The sequence below is a fragment of the Cognatundibacterium squillarum genome (assembly GCF_014652435.1).
Classification (GTDB): domain Bacteria; phylum Pseudomonadota; class Gammaproteobacteria; order Burkholderiales; family Burkholderiaceae_D; genus Undibacterium; species Undibacterium squillarum.
The window spans coordinates 33,839-54,252 of the sequence record NZ_BMYU01000003.1 but is presented as its reverse complement, the minus strand read 5'-3'; the positions used below and the strand labels follow the sequence as shown (position 1 = coordinate 54,252).

General features: G+C 54.5%; 21 protein-coding genes. 8 read left to right on the top strand and 13 right to left on the bottom strand.

Translation table 11 applies throughout. From position 1 onward, the window contains the following. The first annotated feature begins 90 nt into the window (after positions 1-90). On the top strand, positions 91-993 hold the full coding sequence (locus IE092_RS07355; RefSeq protein ID WP_189356411.1) for a PhaM family polyhydroxyalkanoate granule multifunctional regulatory protein: 903 nt from the start codon (positions 91-93) through the stop codon (positions 991-993). Between the two features lie 286 nt (positions 994-1,279). On the opposite strand, the gene IE092_RS07350 is transcribed toward IE092_RS07355, so the two are convergent. Both IE092_RS07350 and IE092_RS07345 read right to left on the bottom strand, forming a co-directional pair. Further along, complete coding sequence (locus IE092_RS07350) at positions 1,280-2,224, bottom strand: hypothetical protein (RefSeq protein WP_189356410.1); 945 nt, start codon at positions 2,222-2,224, stop codon at positions 1,280-1,282. A gap of 158 nt (positions 2,225-2,382) precedes the next feature. Beyond that, positions 2,383-2,916, bottom strand: a complete 534-nt coding sequence (locus IE092_RS07345; RefSeq protein WP_189356409.1) for a PadR family transcriptional regulator — start codon at positions 2,914-2,916, stop codon at positions 2,383-2,385. A 138-nt stretch (positions 2,917-3,054) separates the two neighbouring features. Between IE092_RS07345 and IE092_RS07340 the strand changes: the two genes are divergently transcribed. After that, positions 3,055-5,070: an NADPH-dependent 2,4-dienoyl-CoA reductase gene (locus IE092_RS07340; RefSeq protein WP_189356408.1), complete on the top strand. Its 2,016-nt coding sequence runs from the start codon at positions 3,055-3,057 to the stop codon at positions 5,068-5,070. Positions 5,071-5,423: 353 nt separating this feature from the next. Here IE092_RS07340 and IE092_RS07335 read toward each other — a convergent pair whose 3' ends face one another. The 9 genes from IE092_RS07335 to IE092_RS07295 form a co-directional block, all read right to left on the bottom strand. After that, a complete protein-coding gene (locus IE092_RS07335) occupies positions 5,424-6,704 on the bottom strand; it encodes an MFS transporter (protein WP_189356407.1) in 1,281 nt (426 codons plus the stop codon). A 131-nt stretch (positions 6,705-6,835) separates the two neighbouring features. After that, entirely contained in the window at positions 6,836-7,399 is a 564-nt protein-coding gene (locus IE092_RS07330; RefSeq protein ID WP_189356406.1) for a hypothetical protein, read from the bottom strand. Positions 7,400-7,482: 83 nt separating this feature from the next. After that, positions 7,483-7,941 (bottom strand): nuclear transport factor 2 family protein, encoded by a 459-nt coding sequence (locus tag IE092_RS07325; RefSeq protein ID WP_189356405.1) that lies wholly within the window; start codon positions 7,939-7,941, stop codon positions 7,483-7,485. Continuing rightward, on the bottom strand, positions 7,938-8,705 hold the full coding sequence (locus IE092_RS07320; RefSeq protein ID WP_189356404.1) for an SDR family NAD(P)-dependent oxidoreductase: 768 nt from the start codon (positions 8,703-8,705) through the stop codon (positions 7,938-7,940). The genes IE092_RS07325 and IE092_RS07320 overlap by 4 nt, the downstream gene beginning before the upstream one ends. A gap of 3 nt (positions 8,706-8,708) precedes the next feature. Further along, complete coding sequence (locus tag IE092_RS07315; protein ID WP_308427119.1) at positions 8,709-9,278, bottom strand: DUF3833 domain-containing protein; 570 nt, start codon at positions 9,276-9,278, stop codon at positions 8,709-8,711. A 10-nt stretch (positions 9,279-9,288) separates the two neighbouring features. Further along, positions 9,289-9,840, bottom strand: coding sequence for a chalcone isomerase family protein (locus IE092_RS07310; RefSeq protein WP_189356403.1), 552 nt, complete (start codon positions 9,838-9,840; stop codon positions 9,289-9,291). Next, a complete protein-coding gene (locus tag IE092_RS07305) occupies positions 9,837-11,081 on the bottom strand; it encodes an SAM-dependent methyltransferase (protein WP_189356402.1) in 1,245 nt (414 codons plus the stop codon). Before IE092_RS07305 ends, IE092_RS07310 begins: the two co-directional genes overlap by 4 nt. Beyond that, entirely contained in the window at positions 11,078-11,854 is a 777-nt protein-coding gene (locus IE092_RS07300) for a DUF1365 domain-containing protein (RefSeq protein WP_189356401.1), read from the bottom strand. Before IE092_RS07300 ends, IE092_RS07305 begins: the two co-directional genes overlap by 4 nt. A gap of 8 nt (positions 11,855-11,862) precedes the next feature. Next, positions 11,863-13,155 (bottom strand): NAD(P)/FAD-dependent oxidoreductase, encoded by a 1,293-nt coding sequence (locus IE092_RS07295; protein ID WP_189356400.1) that lies wholly within the window; start codon positions 13,153-13,155, stop codon positions 11,863-11,865. A gap of 152 nt (positions 13,156-13,307) precedes the next feature. Between IE092_RS07295 and IE092_RS07290 the strand changes: the two genes are divergently transcribed. Continuing rightward, complete coding sequence (locus tag IE092_RS07290) at positions 13,308-13,943, top strand: TetR/AcrR family transcriptional regulator (RefSeq protein ID WP_189356399.1); 636 nt, start codon at positions 13,308-13,310, stop codon at positions 13,941-13,943. Between the two features lie 86 nt (positions 13,944-14,029). Here IE092_RS07290 and IE092_RS07285 read toward each other — a convergent pair whose 3' ends face one another. Beyond that, on the bottom strand, positions 14,030-14,587 hold the full coding sequence (locus IE092_RS07285; RefSeq protein WP_189356398.1) for a glutathione peroxidase: 558 nt from the start codon (positions 14,585-14,587) through the stop codon (positions 14,030-14,032). A gap of 267 nt (positions 14,588-14,854) precedes the next feature. Between IE092_RS07285 and IE092_RS07280 the strand changes: the two genes are divergently transcribed. Genes IE092_RS07280 through IE092_RS07260 form a run of 5 tightly spaced genes read left to right on the top strand, consistent with a single transcriptional unit; the run spans position 14,855 to position 19,667 of the window. Then, a complete protein-coding gene (locus tag IE092_RS07280; protein ID WP_189356397.1) occupies positions 14,855-15,859 on the top strand; it encodes a sulfate ABC transporter substrate-binding protein in 1,005 nt (334 codons plus the stop codon). Between the two features lie 29 nt (positions 15,860-15,888). Further along, positions 15,889-16,749 (top strand): sulfate ABC transporter permease subunit CysT, encoded by an 861-nt coding sequence (cysT, locus tag IE092_RS07275; RefSeq protein WP_189356396.1) that lies wholly within the window; start codon positions 15,889-15,891, stop codon positions 16,747-16,749. Continuing rightward, positions 16,746-17,633 carry a sulfate ABC transporter permease subunit CysW gene (gene cysW / locus IE092_RS07270; RefSeq protein WP_189356395.1) on the top strand — a complete coding sequence of 296 codons (888 nt, stop codon included), beginning with the start codon at positions 16,746-16,748 and terminating at the stop codon, positions 17,631-17,633. The genes cysT and cysW overlap by 4 nt, the downstream gene beginning before the upstream one ends. A 10-nt stretch (positions 17,634-17,643) precedes the next feature. Continuing rightward, complete coding sequence (locus IE092_RS07265) at positions 17,644-18,714, top strand: sulfate/molybdate ABC transporter ATP-binding protein (RefSeq protein ID WP_189356394.1); 1,071 nt, start codon at positions 17,644-17,646, stop codon at positions 18,712-18,714. Positions 18,715-18,728: 14 nt separating this feature from the next. Beyond that, a complete protein-coding gene (locus IE092_RS07260) occupies positions 18,729-19,667 on the top strand; it encodes a CysB family HTH-type transcriptional regulator (RefSeq protein WP_189356393.1) in 939 nt (312 codons plus the stop codon). 88 nt (positions 19,668-19,755) lie between these two features. Here IE092_RS07260 and IE092_RS07255 read toward each other — a convergent pair whose 3' ends face one another. After that, on the bottom strand, positions 19,756-20,160 hold the full coding sequence (locus IE092_RS07255) for a VOC family protein (RefSeq protein WP_189356392.1): 405 nt from the start codon (positions 20,158-20,160) through the stop codon (positions 19,756-19,758). Positions 20,161-20,414 lie beyond the last annotated feature (254 nt).

Here is a 20,414-nt window from a genome sequence, read left to right as displayed (position 1 = left end):
AGCGTATGCTGTCCTGACTGTCGCACCGCGCGATACCTGGCATGCCTTCCAAATACATTCTACCAACGGCAGTTCACACGGGAGTTGACGATGAATCATCCTTTTTCCGGCAGCGATGGCGCTTCCGGTATGTCTGATCCGCTAGGCTGGGTCAAACGTCTCTGGGGCAGTATGCAGGTTCCCGGCATGGTCACGCCGCCGATGTCGCTGGATGAGCTGGATCAGAAAATTCAGGATTTAAAAACGGTGGAATCCTGGCTGAATGTGAACATGAGTATGTTACGCGGCACGATACAAACACTGGAAGTGCAGCGTGCCACGCTGTCTGCGCTGCAATCGCTGCGAGAAAATTTTATGCAGCAGGCGCAGAATGTGCAGGAAAGCGCTGCGGCAGCCGCTGCCAGTGCCGCCAGTGCCAGCCGCAGTGGCTGGCCTATGCCACAGTCTGCAGAAGCAAAGAGCAGCACGGACAGTCCTGACACTGCGCAGACAACTACTGAAGCGGCAGCAAAAACGACTGCAGAGTCTACCCCGGAAAGCGCAGAGACGCCGCAAGCCAGCGCAACAGACGACGCAGAAGCAAGCGCCGCGCAGGCAGCCGCGAAGACCGCATTCACTTCGCCATCAGCATGGTGGAATTTATTGCAGGATCAGTTCCGGCAAGCGGTCAGTCAGGTAACGGCGCAGGAAAAAGCCAGCGCGGCAGCGCAGGCGGCAGAAGCGGCAGCCGAAACGCCGCCGGAATCGCCTGCAAAAAAACCGGCCAGACCGGCTGCAAAAAAAGCAGCAGCCAAATCCGCTGCAGGCAGCACTGCCACCGTCAAAAAACCGCGCAGCAGCACAGCCAAACCTGCTGCAGCCAAAACGGTGAAAGCCACAAAAACCGGCACGCCGCGCAGCAAACCTGCCAGCGCCGGTTCCGCCGTGGCGAGCAGCCGTGCTCCGGCACCGGCAAAACCGCAGCGCAAAACCAGCGCGAAAAAAGCTGGCTGAAGTTCAGCGTTCGCTGACGGCTGACAGCATCGTTCTGCCATGCACGCCGCATCTTCTGTGACGGAGGATGCGGCGTGCGGCTTTTCCGGCCGTCGCCAGCACCGGTTTTCAGTGTTTTTAGCCCGATTTTCGGACTTCTGCACAGTAATCCGGCGGTCGTCGGCAGAAAGTCCGGCTCTCCGGAAATCACAAATGACGATGTCTGCACAATGACCGCAGTGTTCAGACGATACAGACAAAAAAACAGCCCGCGCAGGGCGGGCTGAGTCGGTGCGTGAACAGCTGATTACTGAAGGGCTTTGGTTTTTGCCGCAGTGATGGTGCTGTCGTTCCAGTTGAAAGTCTGGGTTTCGCCTGTTTTCTGGCAAATCAGATTGATCGCATTACCGGAGCGGAAGGTGACACTGATCGTGCCGCAACTGCCGGTGCCGCCTTGCGCAATGCTGTACTGGCCGCCGGTAGGATTGTTAGTAATGCCTTTGGTGGAGCTGGTGTCCGCCGGAATCATCAGATTTTCCACGGTGCTGGTGACCGTCACGTTATTGCCGGTATTGCGTTTGTAAGTGTACGCAAAACTCAGGTTCAGATTACTGCCGCTGAAATTATTGCTGTTGTTCAGCGTGGTTTTCTTCATTTCTGAAGTGGTATTGCTGATCATGTAAGTGTTGGTGCTGCTCAGCGGATACGTGCCGTTCAGATTGCTGATTTTGATGCTGTCGGTATCCTGGCCGATGGCAGTGACACTGGCACTCATCTGCAGCGCAACGCTGTTCATCGACTGTTTGCCATTGCTGTTATCAACGATCGAAATGCCGGTTCCGCTGACGCTGTAGATGCCACTGGCATTCGGTGTGACCAGTAAAACGCCGGAATAGTTGTTATCTGCCGGAAAATTCATGACAAATTTATTCATGGTCAGCGTGTCAGCGACCTGAGTTGCCGAGCCGCCGTTCGGAAAACTGATGCTGGTTTTGCCTGTCATATTGGCTGCCAGATACGGAAAGTAATGGCTGTGCATCAGTGCTTGCGTGGCAATCCAGCTTTCTGCAAACACATTCACGGCTTCCTGCATGCTGGCAGTCAGCGTGACGGTGCCGCTGCCTGAGCCGGAACCACTGCCGGAACCACTGCCCGAAGAACTGCTGCTATTGTTGCCGGAATCGCTGCCACCGCCGCCACAGGCACTCAGTACCGCTGCTGTCATCGCCAGCATTACCCAGGTCTTTTTCATCGCTGATCCTTTTCAGAAAAGGCATCGCCGTTCAGCGATACCGTAAGTTGAATTGATAGCGTGGATTGTCTGAGTCTTGTGACAATGACTCTATGGAACAGATGTTCTATGGAACAGGGGTATGAAATGCGGTAATGCGGCTATACAGCAGCGTGGGTTCAGTCCTGTGCAGACTGTAATTCGGCAATCGCTTCGCGGGTCCAGCTGATGCGGCCTTCTTCGTAAGCGATTCCGGCTTTCAGAATCAGGTACTGCAGCCGCGCTTCCTTGCTCAGCGTCCCCTGAAAATCGCGCTGCTCAATGGCGCGGTACACCGCCAGCTGTTCTTCATGCAAAGCCAGACGGCGCTGCAATTCTTCCGGCATGCCAGCCTCACCGGTCACGGCGCTGGCGCGCAGACGCACCATCAGGCCATCGCGCAGATGCAAGGGTTCGCTTGGTGTGTGCAGCCATGCCAGCAAGGCTGCACGACCGGCATCCAGCACCGCAAATTCCTTTTTACCGGCGCGTCCACCTTCCACTTCCACTGAGCTGACCCAGCCGGCTTCTTCCATTTTTGCCAGTTCGCGGTAAATCTGCTGATGGGTGGCATGCCAGAAAAAGCCGATCGATTTATCGAAACGGCGCGCCAGTTCATAGCCGGAGCAAGGCTTTTCAAGCAGGGAAGTCAGCAGGGCGTGGGGCAGGGACATAGAAACATTCATCGAAACCGGAAAGCGGTTCTAGAATACCCGCACTACCCCCGTTGTGGCAATTTAATATGCAACTTGTTGCATATATGAAGGGCTTTGGCTATGCTGCGCTGAAATCATCTGATAAAGGAAAGAATCATGGCATTTTATCCACATCTGACCCAGCCGCTGGATCTGGGTTTCACCACCCTGAAAAACCGTCTGCTGATGGGCTCGATGCACGTCGGGCTGGAAGAAGTGGATAACGGTTTCGAGCGCATGGCAGCGTTTTACGCAGAACGCGCACGCGGCGGCGTGGCGCTGATGGTCACCGGCGGTATTGCGCCGAACGAACGTGGCCGTCCTATGCACGGCGGCGCAATGCTGACCACCGAAGCCGAAGCTGCGCATCATAAAATCGTCACCGATGCAGTCCACGCTGCCGGCGGCAAAATCGCGATGCAGATTCTGCACTTTGGCCGTTATTCGTATCAGCCGAATCTGGTAGCACCGAGCGCGATTAAAGCGCCGATCAACCCGTTCAAACCGCATGCACTGACCACCGAAGAAGTCGAGCAAACTATTGCCGATTTCGTACGCTGCGCGACGCTGGCGAAACAAGCCGGATACGATGGCGTGGAAATCATGGGTTCCGAAGGTTATCTGATCAATGAATTCATCGCTGCGCGTACCAATCAGCGCGAAGATGAATGGGGCGGCAGCTATGAAAACCGTATCCGCTTCCCGCTGGAAATCGTGCGCCGTACCCGCGAAGCGGTCGGCAAAGAATTCATCATTATTTATCGCCTGTCGATGCTGGATCTGGTCGAAGGCGGCTCCACCCGCGACGAAGTGATTCAGCTCGCCAAAGCCGTGGAACAAGCCGGTGCAACGCTGCTGAACACCGGCATCGGCTGGCATGAAGCGCGTATCCCGACCATCGCCACCAAAGTACCGCGTGCCGCGTTTGCATGGGTCACACAGGGCGTGCGTGAACATGTGTCGATTCCGGTGATCGCAACCAACCGTATCAACACGCCGGAAGTGGCGGAAGATTTGCTGGCGAAAGGCGCGTGCGACATGGTGTCGATGGCACGTCCGCTGCTGGCAGATCCGCAATTCATGCTGAAAGCCGAACAAGGCCGCGCTGATGAAATCAATACCTGTATCGGCTGTAATCAGGCGTGTCTGGATCACACCTTCGGCGGCAAACTGACATCCTGTCTGGTCAATCCGCGTGCCTGCCACGAAACCGAAATCAGCGATCAGCCAGTCACTACCCCGAAAAAAATCGCCGTGGTCGGTGCAGGGCCTGCCGGTCTGGCATTCGCCACCACCGCAGCCCGTCGCGGCCATCAGGTCACACTGTTCGATGCGGCTTCTGAAATTGGCGGACAATTCAATGTCGCAAAACAAGTGCCGGGCAAAGAAGAGTTTTACGAAACCATCCGTTATTTCAATAAACAAATTCAGTTAACCGGCGTGACGCTGGCGCTGGGTAAAAAAGTCAGCGCAGAAGATCTGCAAGACTTCGATGAAGTCGCACTGGCCACCGGCATCACACCACGCCTGCCGGAAATCGAAGGCATACAACACGCCAAAGTGCTTGGCTATCTGGATGTGCTGCGCGATAAAAAGCCGGTGGGCAAATCCGTGGCAATTATCGGTGCTGGCGGTATCGGCTTCGACACCGCAGAATACCTGTGCCACAGCGGCACTTCCGCCAGCCTCGATCCGGCCAAGTTCTTTGCAGAATGGGGTGTGGATACGGAATACCGCAATGCGGGCGGCCTGCGCGACGCAGAAATCGAAGCCCCGGCGCGTCAGGTATTTTTGCTGCAGCGTAAAACGTCTAAAGTCGGTGACGGCCTCGGTAAAACCACAGGCTGGATACACCGTACCGGCCTCAAAAACCGTGGCGTACACATGATCGCCGGTGTTACTTACCGCCGTATCGACGACGCCGGTCTGCACATTACCGTTGATGGTCAGGAACAAGTGCTGCCGGTCGATAACGTGATCATCTGCGCCGGACAGGAACCAAACCGCGCACTGCAACAAGGTTTGCTGGACGCCGGTAAAACCGTGCACCTGATCGGTGGCGCCGATGTTGCTGCCGAACTGGACGCCAAACGCGCCATCAATCAGGGGGTGCGTCTGGCTGCGGTGATCTGAGCGAAACAAAGCACGGACTGAAGCTCACAAACAAAACGCCCCGGTGTGCAATTGCATACCGGGGCGTTTGTTTTTCCGTTCACCTTCCTTGCAGGTAATGTCTGCCCATGGAAGATCAGCGCTCGTACTGTGCAAATATCATCATTCGTCTTTCACGGAGGCCCAGACTTTCTGCCGACGACAGCCGGGTTGCTGTGCAGTAGTCCGCATTTGAGGCATTTTCGGGGCTTGCAGGCAGGTTCAGGCAACTATGGACATCCCGCAGGCCGGTGGCTTGTGAAGCAGGGGGAAGATGCAGAGAGAAGGATATCACCGGAACCGCGAAACAGCTTCGCGTTCCGGCACAGAAAATATCAGCGGGACTGGCGGCGTTGTTGCCACAGCAGGGTGAAGCCGATCAGTACGCCGAGGACGCTGAGGCTGCAGACGTAGTAGGCGGGGGCGAGGCGTTCGGTTTTCAGCCACAGCGATACCATCAGCGGCGTCAGGCCGCCGAAGATCGCGTAAGCCACGTTATACGAGAACGACAGGCCGGTGAAGCGCACCACGGCCGGAAACGCATTCACCATCACATACGGCACAGCACCGACGATGCCGACCGCCAGACCAGCCAGCGCATAGTTCAGATACAGCGTGGAAGGATCGGCCAGCACGCCGTTGTAAAAGTGCCAGACCACGCCACCGAGCAGGCTGCTGCCCGCGATGAAGGTCCAGCCTGCGCCGAGGCTGTCGATAATGCGGCCTGCCAGTATGCAACCAATGGTTAATGCAATCGTCGCAATCGAATTCGCTTTCAGCGTGACAGCCGCCGCCAGTCCCAGTTGCTTTTGCAGATAGGCAGGCGTCATCAGAATCACCACCACAATCGCGGCGGATAACAACCATGTCAGCGCCATCGACATCAGCACGGCAGACTTGTGTTCGCGCAGCACTTTTTTCAGCGGCAGTTCAGCCGCCAGATGTTTGCGTTCCTGCATTTCCTGAAACACCGGCGTTTCATGCAGCCAGCGGCGCAGATACATCGCCACAAAACCGAAAATACCGCCGGTAATAAACGGAATCCGCCACGCCCACGCGCGGATTTCTTCAGGGCTGAAGCTGGTATTGATCGCCGTTGCCATCAGCGAGCCGAGCAGAATGCCGGCAGTCAGGCCGGAGGTTAAGGTACCGCAGGCAAAGCCGGTACGCTGCGCCGGTACGTGTTCCGACACAAATACCCATGCACCCGGCACTTCGCCGCCAATTGCCGCGCCCTGCAAAATGCGCAAGGCCAGCAAGGCCACCGGCGCAGCAATGCCCAGCGTGGCGTAGGTCGGCAACAAGCCCATCGCCAGCGTCGGCAGCGCCATCAGAATAATGCTGAGCGTGAACATGCGTTTGCGACCGAGCAAATCACCAAAGTGCGCCATGATGATGCCGCCAAGCGGACGCGCCAGATAACCAGCCGCAAAAATGCCAAAGGTTTGCACCTGCTTTAACCAGTCCGGCATGTCCGGCGGAAAAAACAGTTCACCGATGACCACGGTGAAAAATACAAAGATAATGAAATCGTAAAATTCCAGCGCCCCGCCTAATGCGGCCAGCGCCAGTGTTTTGAAATCCTGCCGGTTCAGCGGCCGGTTACTCACTGCCATTGCTTGTCTCCTGGTTGATCCGCGCCTTGTCGTCAGACGCATGCGGACAGCATAAAGGCAGATTTGGTGAAATGGCAATTGCGGCAAGCCACAAACTGCCTCAGTTGAGTTGTGAGGGCGTTACGCTGTATCTAATCAACAATCTTTGTGCGGACAGGCCGGAAGGTTTCAATGTGTGCGAGTGCGGCCTCGAAGTTGATACTGGAACCGGGTACGACGATTCGGAAGATGTGGCCGAAGTCAATCAGCAGCCCTTCGTCTTCCAGACCCTGAATCTGATCAAAATTGCCATCCCATACGTGAATGTACTCATTTGGCTGAGAAATTGGAAACGTCACCTCGAAGCGTTTGGACTTGATCTTGATGATGTCAGCGATTACGCAAATTTCCCAGGGCGTCTTTGGGGTGGCTACGATTCCCCGGAACGTCATGCTCATCCACCAGACAAAATACATCATAGCAATGCCGCCGCCGGTGGCGATGAAGAAGAGTGACTGCAAGAGTGAGGTGTATAACGACTCGTTGCCGTGCATAAATATCGCGATTGCCGCTGCAATTCCCAGAAAGATCGATAGTGGTAATGCCAAAGAAAACCACTGAAGAGCGGAGAAAAATTCAGGTGAAACGCGTCTATGGGACATGTCTAATTTAACGTATGCAAGTGAGCGATCTGTAAGGTTTTTCGCTCGCTTCATTGATTCAATTAATTGTATGTATTGCGGACACGTATTTGTATCCGCCAGAAATTAGTATATCTGAAGAGCGCCGGACGTTGCCGTTACTGATTCGCCGTGCGGCGTAGCCAGCGCATCAGGTGGCGCAGGACGGGGAGTTTTTCGTAGAGTTCTTCAGCGGCGTCCCAGTAATCGCGGTGCATGCTGACTTTGCCGTTGCTGTCGAAACGGAAATGCGTGACGCCGCGCACGCATTGTTCTTCGTTGCTGAAGCGGCGGAAGCGGAAGATAAATTCCCAGCACAGAAAGGCCTGATCGCCTTGCAGTACGGTATTGGTGACGATAAAGCGTGGCGCTTCGACTTGCACAAACATGTGTACAAAGATTTTTTTTACCGCTTCCACGCCGCGCACTTCATTGAACGGGTCTTTGAAGTAGGCGTCGGCGCTGTAAATGTCGGGAATGCGCTGCACGCTGTTGGGGCTGATGGTTTCAAAGAATAGCACCAGCTGTTGCAGACTGTGCTGACAGCTTTGTTCCGTTGCGTGCGCGTTGTTATTCATAGTCCGGTGAATTTGTGGATCAGATAAAAGTAGCCGCGATACGGTAACAGGCGCGCAAAGCGCAGCCAGTTGGTGAAGCGGCGTGGAAAGTGAATATGAAATTCACCGTTCATGATGCCACGAATCAGCGCGGTGGCAGCTTGCGGCGGTGTCATTAAGGCTGGCATCGTGAATTTATTCACCGATGTCATCGGTGTATCCACAAAGCCGGGATTAATCATATACACCGCCACGCCTTTTGCATGTAAATCAAAATATAAAGATTCGCACAGGTTGATCAGCGCGGCTTTGCTCGGGCCGTAAGCCAGTGCATCCGGCAAACCGGATAAGCCTGCGACCGAACCCACCACACCAATGCCGCCGGATTGCTGTTTCAGAAAAACTGGCAGCACATTGTCCAGTACCTGATACACGCCTTTCAGGTTCACATCAATGGTTTGCTGTGCTGCCCGCAGATCAAAGGTTTCGGCGCGCATAGGGTGGTACGTGCCGGACACAATCAGCACCAGATCATAGCCGCCCCATTGCGCCAGCAATTCTGCATTCGCTTGTTGCAGGGTGGCGTTGTCGGTGATGTCTGCTTCCAGTACCAGTGCATCATGGCAGCTGGCGGCTACCTGCTCCAGCAGCGTTTTACGGCGTGCGGATAAAGCCAGCTTCGCGCCTTGTGCGCTCAGTTGTTTAGCGGTTTCAGCGCCAATGCCGCTGGAGGCACCGATGATCCAGACACGTTTGCCGCGCCAGTCAGTCACAGGGGTGTTCATGATTTATCCCTGACGTTTGCGGAACGATAAAGTCACGGTGCCGAGCTGTACGCCGAACTTGCTCATCACGGCACGGTTCAGCATCACTTGCTGATCCATCAGTACCATCACATCATCCATATTCACATTAATGATGCGCCCATCCACCGGCAAGGCCAGCACATAGCGCAGATGCAGCGTGTTACCGGCTACTTCACCCTGTGCTTCGCCGACCACATCTGCAGCGATGCCGGTCAGTTTGCCATTGCCGGTTTTTTTCAGCGTCCAGATACGGGTTTGCTTCGTGCCGTCGCTGTACGTGAAATACTCATTCAGCGTGCCGGTATCGCCATTCCACTGGCAATCCATTTCTACGGTAAAGCGTTTGACGATATCGCCGGAGCGATCCTGAAACATGCCCCAGGCATCCAGCTTGCCGTTGAAATAGTTTTCAACCTGTAATACCGGGCGTTCGTTGTTGTAGCGGGAAATATCCATGGTACTCGCACAGGAAGAGAGCAGGGCTGCGGTCAGCAGGCCGGTAAAAGTGCGCACAGCCATGCTGCGCAGACGCGGGAAAGTACGAAACATCATGATCTCCTGATCAGCGTGGTTTGCCGGTCAGCTGCGCACGCAGTGCCGGTACAGAGCTGCGGCTATCCAGCCAGATACCAAAGAACAGACGCGCAAATTCCGGATCGCCGATTTCACCGAGCGGCTGGTCATTCAGAAAAAAACGTGCGCCTTCACCCGGTAAATGCACACCGGTAAGGCGGGTGTTTTCTTCAACATCCGGAAACATCGCCTGCATTTGCTGCAGCCAGCGTTGCTGCTGTTCCGGCTTCAGCTTTTCCAGTTTCTGCATTTCTTCGATGCTGACTTCGGCAATTTTTTTTCCGGACAAATGCCGCGCATAGCGCAGTTCCAGCGCGAAACGCTGCGTCAGTCCCTGCCATTCCTGTGTGGTGCTCCACAGCGTCGCATCAAAAATTTTTAAACCAAACCAGCGGTGCGTACCCTGGCCGAGTAAAAATGGCTGGCGCAATTCGGTCGTGACTGCCGCCGGTGCCGGTGGTTGCGCTGCCAGCGCGGCATGCAGCGGCGACAGTACAACACAGGCAACAATCGCAAACTGGCAGAACAGGGCGGGTTTCATGGTTTTCTCAGGGTGAACTGGGCAACGCTGATGTTGCCGGAACGGAAGCCCGCTTCGCAGTACACCAGATAAAATTCCCAGGTGCGGATGAACGCATCATCAAAGCCCTGTGCACGTACCTGCGGCAATTGCTGCAGGAATTGCTGACGCCACAAATGCAGGGTGGTTGCATAGTCCTGACCAAAGCTGAAGGTGTTGCACACTTCCAGTCCGTGCTGTTCTGCCATGGCATGGAAGCGTTCGATGGATGGCAGCATGCCGCCGGGGAAAATGTATTGCTGAATAAAATCAGTGCCGCTGCGGTAACGTTCAAACAAACGCTCATCAATCACGATGCTTTGAATGCAGGCACGTGCGCCGGATTTCAGATTACGTTTCAGGCAGGCGAAATAGTCCTGCCAGTATTCTTCGCCAACGGCTTCAAACATTTCTATCGACGCGATGCCATCGTAAGCCCCTTCGGTATCGCGGTAATCCTGCAAACGCAGATCGGTCTGCTCACCAACACCCGCCTGCGCCAGACGCTTACGCGCATAGGCGAGCTGTTCTGTCGAGAGTGTTAAGCCAGTGACTTTTGCGCCGGCTTCGCGCGCCGCCAGTTCTGCAAAACCGCCCCAGCCACAACCGATTTCCAGCACGCTGGCATCTGCAGGTAATTGCAGTGCCTGCAGAATGCGGCGGTATTTTCTGTCCTGTGCAGTCGTCAGATCTTCATCGGCAGCCGGATCAAAAATTGCACTGGAATACGTCATTGATGTATCCAGCCACAAACGGTAAAACGCATTGCCGATATCGTAGTGCGCATGGATATTTTTTCGGCTGCCGCTGCGTGAATTGCGGTTCAGCAGATGGCGTATGCGATACAGCAAACTACCCCACCAGCTGCCGTAAATTACTTGTTCCAGTGCTTCGCGGTTGCGCGTTACCAGTTCCAGCAGGCTGACCGGATTCGGGCTGTGCCAGTGTCCGGCGATATAACTTTCCGCAAAGCCGATATCGCCTGAGCGCAGTACGGAACGGATTACTGACCAGTCGCGCAAATGCAGTACGGCATGCAAGCCCTGTTCTGTCAGCTGTCCGAATGTGGCACTCTGACCATCGGGAAAATGCAGTGTCAGACAGCCTTCGCGCAAACGCGCCAGATGCTTGAGAACGGTGGCAACACCGGTCGGAAAGGCGCGGGTATCGAGACTGGACAGGCTGTCATCGTTGGATGGCATCGTTGGTGACAAAGTGTTCATCGGCTGACCTCTTGAGACGGCGGAAGGGGTTTAGTGAAGAAAGGAACGCGCTTGATCCATAAACGCAAAGCTTGCCAGTGGATACGCCAGACTACGGCCAGCGTCATCAGCGGATAGCGCGCGAAAACCTGCAGAATGCGGCGGTCGCTCATCGCATGTACTTGTCCGGAAACGCTGGTGGTAATCAGCGGACCGGCTACATCATCGTATTCAATCCGCGCTGCAACCCTTGCATCCTGTTCGCGGCGGATAAAGCGGAAACGGTACTGGCCTGTGGTTTCGCAAAACGGCGAGACATGGAAAATTTTGCGTGCCTGTAACTGCACGCCATTGCCCAGCGGCTGCTCACCTGCCAGCAGATAAATATGTTTTTCGCCGAAGGTGTTATTCACTTCGCAGATCACGGCGCGCAGCGCACCGTCGGCACGGTGACAAAACCAGAACGAGACCGGATTAAACACATAGCCAAGCACACGCGGAAAGCATTGCAGTGTGATTTCACCGTCGGCATCGTGAATGCCGTTGGCATGCAGAATCTGATCGGCCCATGCACTCAGGCGGCCTTTGCCGTCCGCATGGTCTTTCATGTGAAATGCCAGCAGATTAAAACGGTTCACGGAAAACCAGCGGAAACGGCTTTGCGGTTGTTGTTCCAGTGCTCTGAGTTGCAGACGCAAAAAGAACACGCCGTAACGGAATGCATTCACCGCCGGACGCAAACGCTTATGCATGACGGTACCGGTACAAATCTGAACAGGAAACGCAGATTCCATGATCATCCTTATGCGGCGTCCGCCCAGCTTTGTTCTGCCAGCATTTGCTGCAAAATACCCTGTGCGACTTTTAAGCCGGATTTCAGACCGTCTTCATGGAAGCCGTAGCCAGTCCATGCTCCGGCAAACCACAGGCGGCGCTGACCCTGAATGCGGTTCAGTTGCTGCTGTGCTGCTACCGCTGCCTGATCAAACACAGGGTGAGCGTAGTCGTAGCTGGCGATGATTTTATCTTTGGCGATTTCAGACACCGGATTCAGTGTCACGATCACCGGCGTGCTGCACGGTAAAGGTTGCAGCTGGTTCAGCAGATAATGCACGCAGACACGCGGTTCGGCGCCGCCTTCGCTCTGATAATTCCATGCAGACCAGGCTTTCTGACGCGCTGGCAGTACCGAAGCGTCGGTATGCAGTACCGCCACATTCGGCTGGTAGCGGACGGCACTCAGGATCGCGGATTCTTCGGTAGTGGCGCCTTCCAGCAAACGCAGGGTCTGGTCGCTGTGGCAGGCAAATACCACCTGATCAAACACTTCACTGCCGGCATCGGTCTGCACTTCCGGCAGGCCACCCGCGCCGATACGCACTGCGCGTACCGGTGTGTTCAGACAGGTTTGCGGAATCGCCTGCAGGATTTTTTCTACGTACTGACGCGCACCGCCGCGCACCGTGCGCCATTGCGGACGATCTGTGATTTGCAGCAGGCCGTGGTTATGGCAGAAGGTGGCAAACGAAGCGACCGGAAATGCCATCATGGTTTCTGTCGGACAAGACCAGATACAGGCTGCCATCGGCAGCAGATACCACTGACGGAATTCATGGCTGTAGTTGAAGCGATCCAGAAATTGTCCCAGTGGCATTTGCCAGTCGTCCAGATTCTGACTTTTTGCCAGATCGGTGGTTTGTTTGTTGAAGCGTAGAATGTCGCGCAGCATGCGCCAGAAGCCTGGGCGCAGCAGATTGCTGCGCTGGGCAAACACGGTATCCAGACTGGTGCCCGACCATTCCAGTGCCTTGCCATCCGGGCCGGGCATGCTGACCGAAAACGACATGTCGGTATTCACCGTATCGATTTGCAAATCCTGAAACAGGCGCACCAGATTCGGGTAGGTATGGTGATTGAACACCAGAAAACCCGTGTCCACGCCGAAGCGGTGACCGTCAACATCGACATCGACGGTATGGGTATGCCCGCCGAAATAGTCATTGGCTTCAAACAGGCAGACATCCTGTTTGCTTTTTGCCAGCTGGTAGGCGGCGGAGAGTCCGGCGATGCCGGAACCGATTACAGCGATTCTCATGGCGTTTTCCTGTCGGGTTCAGTGTTCAGATCACGGCGCAAGCTTTTTCTGGAAAAAGCTGCGATCTGGGATAAAATATGACTGTTGATTCAAAACGTGACTCATCAGTCACAAAATATACTACAAAGTTTTTATTTGTGCTGGAAAAAATTGTGAAGATACGGATTCCCTTTAAAAAACAACAATTTGATGCGCGCGAAGAAGCGATCATCGATGCCGTTAACCGTCTTTTGTCAGAAAAAGGTTACGACCTGATGACCATGGATGATGTGGCGGATGCGGTCGGCATTGCGAAGGGAAGTCTGTACAAGCACTTCTCTTCCAAAGACAAGCTGGCGGCTGCGGCGCTGATCCGTTTGCTGAATGCGACGATGGCAGAGCTGGAAACGCTGCCGGAAACGATGCCGGAAATCGAAAAGATCCGCCATATCCTGACCTGGTCGCTGAAATTGCGGCTGGAGGGTGGTGTGCCGCATCTGCCATCGACCAGTCTGACCCTGCAGCGCAGCCTGATGCTGAATCTGGAATACATTACGCTGGCCCTGAAAATGCACAAGCGTTTCCATGCGATGGTGGCAAAAGCCCGTGAACAGGGCGCACTGACCCCGCTGGTACCGGACGATGTGCTGGTCTACACCCTGTATTCACGCGCCTGCGATCCGACTGTGGATTTTCTGTTGCGCGATAAACGCATGAGCCACGAGCAGATTGTCGCTGCAATGGTGCATGCAACGCTGGGTGGATTTTTGTCGGAACAGGCGCGTTCGGCCGTCTCTGCAGCAGGCTGAGCAAGTCAGCACTGAGTCTGAAAATGAAAAAAGCCTGAAACCGTTCTGGTTTCAGGCTTTTGCTTTGATAGCGGGAATCGCGTTGATTACTGCGCCAGTGCTTTCTCAATATCGCTGACCAGTTTTTTATCGTCCGGTGTGGTCACGCTGGAATATGCATGCAGCACTTTACCGTTACGGTCGATCAGATATTTGTAGAAATTCCATTTCGGCGTGGTACCGGTGGCTTTGACCAGTTCGGCGTACAGCGGATTGATATCTTTGCCGCTGACGGAGGACTTGGCAAACATCGGGAATTTCACGCCGTAAGTATTGAAACAGAAATCAGCAATTTCCTTGCTGTTGCCCGGTTCCTGTTTGCCGAAATCATTCGACGGGAAACCCAGAATCACCAGACCCTTATCCTGCAAACGGGCGTACAGCTTTTCCAGACCTTCATACTGCTTGGTGAAACCGCAATAGCTGGCAGTATTCACGACCAGTGCTACTTTTCCTTTGTACTGACAAAGGTTTTGCGGTACATCGTCCTGCAGACGGTTAAAACTGTGGTTCAGAACCGCAGGGCAGGAGGCGGCGTCTTCCGCCATTGCCGGTACCGCCAGAAATTGCATCAGACCCAGTGCCAAAAGCCATTTTTTCATCATTCGCTCCGGAGAAAACGGAATACACAGTCATGCTGACCGCGTGCGGCAATTGCCTGCTGTCAGCGCCGCTGCGCAGTGTAGCTGAGCAAACACTTTTTTGCTGAAGGCGATAAAAAACTTATTTTTCAAATAAGAAAATCGACAAAAAACCGGAATAACTGCGCTCTATATTCGTTTTTTGAATATAGAACAAAAAAATACTTCGTTTTAATGTATAAAAACCGCAGATATGCTTACTTCATTATTCGATAACCAAATGAGGAAAGCATGTCTGTACATAAGTGGATTGCAGTGGCATTACTGGCTATTTCCGGCACAGCGGCACAAGCTGCAGAAGTGCGTTTGCTGAACGTATCGTATGACCCAACACGTGAGCTGTATCAGGATGTGAATAAAGCCTTCGCCCGCCAGTGGCAGGCAAGTACCGGTGACACCGTCACGATCAAACAATCGCATGGTGGTTCCGGCAAACAGGCGCGTGCCGTGATTGATGGTCTGGATGCCGACGTGGTGACACTGGCGCTGGCCTATGACACCGATGCACTGGCAGAGCGCGGCTTGCTGGCAAAAGACTGGCAAAAACGCTTTGCAAACAATGCATCGCCTTATACCTCGACCATTGTGTTTCTGGTGCGTAAAGGCAATCCTAAACAAATCCGCGACTGGAATGATCTGGTCAAGCCGGGTGTGGCTGTGATCACGCCAAACCCGAAAACTTCCGGCGGTGCGCGCTGGAACCATCTGGCCGCCTATGCTTATGCGCTGCGTCAGCCGGGTGGCAATGCAGCGACTGCAAAAGATTTCCTGAGCCGCTTATACCGTAACGTTCCGGTGCTGGATTCCGGCGCACGCGGTGCCACCACCACCTTTGTAGAGCGCGGTATCGGTGACGTATTGCTGGCGTGGGAAAACGAAGCCTTGCTGGCGATCCGCGAACTCGGGCCGGATAAAGTCGATATCGTGGTGCCGTCCATCAGTATTCTGGCAGAACCTGCAGTCGCCGTGGTCGATAAAGTTGCTGACAAACGCGGTACCCGCAAGGTAGCACAAGCCTATCTGCAATTCCTGTACACCGATGAAGCACAGGATCTGATTGCGAAACATTACTACCGTCCGGGCACAGAAAAAGCAGCTAAAAAATACGCTGCACAATTCCCTAAACTGAAACTGGTCACAGTCGACGACACCTTTGGCGGCTGGTCCAATGCACAGAAAACCCATTTCGCGGACGGCGGTTTATTTGATCAGATTTACCAGCCGGGTCAGCGTTGATATTGCTGCCCGTGTGAGATGAGGTTCCCATGCTGAGTTCTGTTTTTTCTTCTGCACCACGACGACGTCAGGTGATACCGGGATTGTCCCTGTCACTGGGATTTACGTTGGTGTACCTGAGTCTGATTGTGTTGATTCCTTTGTCTGCCGTGTTTCTGAAAACACTGGGACTCAGCTGGGATCAGTTTGTCGCGACAGTGACATCTGAACGGGTCATGGCATCGTACCGCCTGACCTTCGGTGCTTCGTTTCTGGCAGCGATGACCAACGGTATTTTCGGGCTGATCGTGGCCTGGGTACTGGTGCGTTACCCGTTTCCCGGTAAGCGTGTGCTGGACGCACTGGTGGATTTGCCATTCGCATTGCCAACCGCAGTGGCTGGCATCACGCTGGCAACACTGTACGCGCCGCAAGGCTGGCTGGGTCAGTGGCTGACGCTGCTGGGTATCAAGGTCGCGTTTACGCCGCTGGGTGTCTGGGTTGCGCTGACTTTCATCGGCTTACCGTTTGTCGTGCGTACCGTACAACCGGTACTGGAAGAAACAGAAAAAGAGTTGGAAGAAGCGGCGCTGAGTCTGGGCGCGAGTCACTGGCAAACTTTTGTACGCGTGATTTTCCCTACCATACTGCCAGCGTGGCTGACCGGTTTTGCGATGGCGTTTGCACGTGCCACCGGTGAGTACGGTTCGGTGATTTTTATCGCGGGCAATATGCCCATGGTTTCTGAAATCACCCCCTTATTTATTATTACGAAACTGGAACAGTACGATTATTCCGGTGCAACGGCGATTGCAGTGGTCATGCTGAGTATTTCCTTTGTATTGTTACTCACGATTAATCTGCTGCAGGCATGGGCACGCCGTCGTCAGACCGGAGGGAAATTCGCATGACACAGACTGCTGTTTTATCTGCTGCACCGGCCGTCACGGTGGTGCGCAGTGCTGCCACAACCGAACCACGCTGGGTGCGGATTGTATTGCTGAGTGTGGCAGCCTTATTTCTGACTTTATTTTTATTTATTCCGCTGGCCGCCGTGTTTGCTGAAGCGCTGGCCAAGGGCTGGAAAGTGTATCTGGAATCCGTGGTGGAGCCGGATGCCTTGTCGGCGATACGCTTAACGCTGATCGCCGCCGCGATTTCCGTGCCGCTGAATCTGGTGTTCGGTGTGGCTGCAGCATGGGCGATTGCGAAATTTCAGTTCCGGGGCAAAAGCATTTTACTGACGCTGATCGACTTGCCGTTCTCGATATCGCCGGTGATTTCCGGTCTGATTTATGTATTGCTGTTCGGTGCGCAGGGCTGGTTTGGCGAGTGGTTGCGTGAACACGATATCCGCATTCTGTTTGCGGTGCCGGGCATCGTACTGGCAACACTGTTCGTGACTTTCCCGTTTGTGGCACGCGAACTGATTCCGCTGATGCAGGCACAGGGTACTGAGGAAGAGGAAGCAGCGCTGGTGCTTGGCGCATCCGGCTGGCAAACCTTCTTCCGCGTCACGCTGCCGAACGTGAAATGGGGCTTGCTGTACGGCGTGATTCTGAGCAATGCGCGGGCAATGGGCGAGTTCGGTGCGGTATCGGTGGTATCGGGTCATATTCGCGGTGAGACCAATACCATGCCCTTGCAAGTGGAAATTTTGTACAACGAATATAACTTTGCTGCCGCCTTTGCTGTTGCATCGCTGCTGACTCTGCTGGCCTTGCTGACGCTGGCGCTGAAAGCGATTGCCGACTGGCGCAGCCAGCACCCTGCGCATACGCACCGTGCATCCTGAGGAGAAGAAAATGAGTATTGCTGTAAGCGGATTGCAAAAACGATTTGGCGGATTCACTGCGTTGCATAATGTGGATCTGGAATTTGCTCAGGGTGAACTGACTGCTTTGCTCGGCCCGTCGGGCTGCGGCAAAACCACGCTGCTGCGTATCATCGCCGGTCTGGAAACCGCGGATGCAGGACAAGTGCTGATGCACGGTGAAGATGCGACCGGCCGCCATGTGCGCGAACGTCAGGTTGGTTTTGTGTTCCAGCATTATGCGCTGTTCAAGCACATGACGATTTTTGAAAACGTGGCTTTCGGTCTGCGCGTGATGGATAAAAAACGCCGCCCTTCTGAAAACGAGATCCGCGCGCGCGTGATGAAGTTGCTGGAGCTGGTGCAACTGGACTGGCTGGCAGACCGCTATCCGCCGCAGTTGTCCGGTGGTCAGCGTCAGCGTATTGCCTTAGCCCGTGCGCTGGCAGTGGAGCCAAAAGTATTGCTGCTGGATGAACCATTCGGTGCGCTGGATGCGAAAGTGCGTAAAGAATTGCGCCGCTGGCTGCGTCGTCTGCATGATGAATTGCATGTGACCAGTATTTTCGTGACGCATGATCAGGAAGAAGCGCTGGAAGTGGCAGACCGTGTGGTGCTGATGAATCACGGCAAAGTGGAGCAGACCGGTACGCCGCAGCAGGTGTATCAGCAACCGGCAACGCCATTTGTGCTGAACTTCCTCGGTCAGATTAACCGCTTTTCCGGTCGCTTGCATGAAGGTCAGCTCGATCTGGGGAGCTTGCGTATTGCCGCACCGGAATTCAGTGATCTGCGCGATGCGAGCGGCACGGCGTATGTGCGTCCGTATGAACTGAGCGTGGAACGCTATTCACCGGGCATAGAAGGTTTGCTGGTGCAGTTGCGCCGTATTCACGGCACCGGCCCGCTGGCACAGCTGGAACTGGAAAGAGATGACAACAACCAGCTGATCGAAGCCACCATCAGCAGCGAACGTTTGCAGCATCTGAATTTAAAAACCGGAGAAACCCTGATTGTTCGTCCGCAGCACTACCGTGTGTTTGCCGATCAGCAGGCCGCCTGAAAGGGAAGCATCCTATGAATTTTCAACAGTTACGCTCGGTGCGCGAAACCTCGCGCCGTGGTTTTAATCTGACCGAAGTGGCGAATGTGCTGTTCACTTCGCAACCGGGTGTCAGCCGCCAGATTCGTGAGCTTGAAGAGGAGCTTGGCGTGGATATTTTTGAGCGCAACGGTAAGCGTCTGACCGGTTTGACTGAGCCCGGAAAATCCATCCTGCCGATTATCGAGCGTTTGCTGGTGGAAGCAGAAAATCTGCAGCGCGCAGGTGATGAATTCTCGGATCAGACACGCGGCACTTTGTCGATTGCCACTACCCATACGCAGGCGCGTTATGTGTTGCCGCAAGTGGTGCAGCAATTCCGTGGCAGCTATCCGGATGTGCGCATCGCCCTGCAGCAGAGTTCGCCGGAACATATTGCGGAATGGGTGTTGTCGGGCAAGGCAGACATCGGTATCGCGACCGAAGGTTTATCGCAGTTTAAAGATCTGGTGTCGTTTGCCTGCTATGAATGGAACCATATGATTGTGGTGCCGGAAGATCATCCGCTGCTGAATCAGCATGTGCTGACACTGGAAGAACTGGCGCGCTATCCGCTGATTACTTATGATCAGGGTTTTACCGGTCGTAGCCATATCGATGCCGCGTTTTCTCATGCCGGTCTGCGTCCGGATATCGTACTGACTGCGATGGATTCGGACGTGATTCAGCAGTATGTTTCGCTGGGTCTGGGCGTTGGTATTATCGCTTCGATGGCAGCGGAATCCGGTCGCAGCTTTGGTTTGCGCACGCTGTACGGTAAGCATTTGTTCACGCCGAATGTGACGCGGCTGGCAGTGCGGCGCGGCACTTATCTGCGTACTTACATTCTGGATTTCATCCGTGCATTTGCGCCTAGCCTGAGTGTCGATGCAATCCGTGAAGCGGTCATGGCACCGGAAGAACACAGCGAGTAAAACCCTTCTGTTAGGGGCGCTTAGCGGTGCAGTACGGGGAGATTTTTTGCCCGGTACTGCACCGTTTTTATTCATACTTATGGATTTTTTATTCGCAGTTCACCATCCACGGCACGCCGAACTGATCGGTCAGCATGCCAAAGCGTCTGGCCCAGAAAGTTTCTGCCAGCGGCATACCAATCACGGCGTTTTCGGACATCGCCGCGAAAATGCGTTCGGCTTCCGCCGGATCACCAGTATTGATACTCAGCGAAAAACCCGCCAGCTTTTCCGGTGCACATTCACCACCGGCATCTGAGCCCATCAGCACCATGTCGCCGACACGGGCGCGCATATGCATGATTTTGTCGCCCCAGCCCGGCGGACACTGCGCTTCCATCGGCGAGCCCGCATAGCGGTGCTGCTCCATGATTTCACCACCCAGGTGCTTCAGATAAAACGCGAATGCCGCTTCGCAATTGCCGGAAAAACTCAGATACGCATTCAGATGCATGACGGTCTCCTTAAACCGGTGAAAAAGAGCTGGCCTGCAGGATTTTGCAGTCCGGCAGATCAGCTGAACGTTCTGCAGTCTGCCTCAGCACGGCATCAAAGAACAGGAAATTTCATGCTGCACTGAACATTCCATTGTGCAATATTCGTCATTTGGCAAAAAACAGGCAGGCCGGAGAGCCAGTGTTGATGCGGACGTCCGTAAAAAAGGTTTTTTTTTGTGCCGTAGTCCGCATTTGAGGCAGTTTTGGGAGA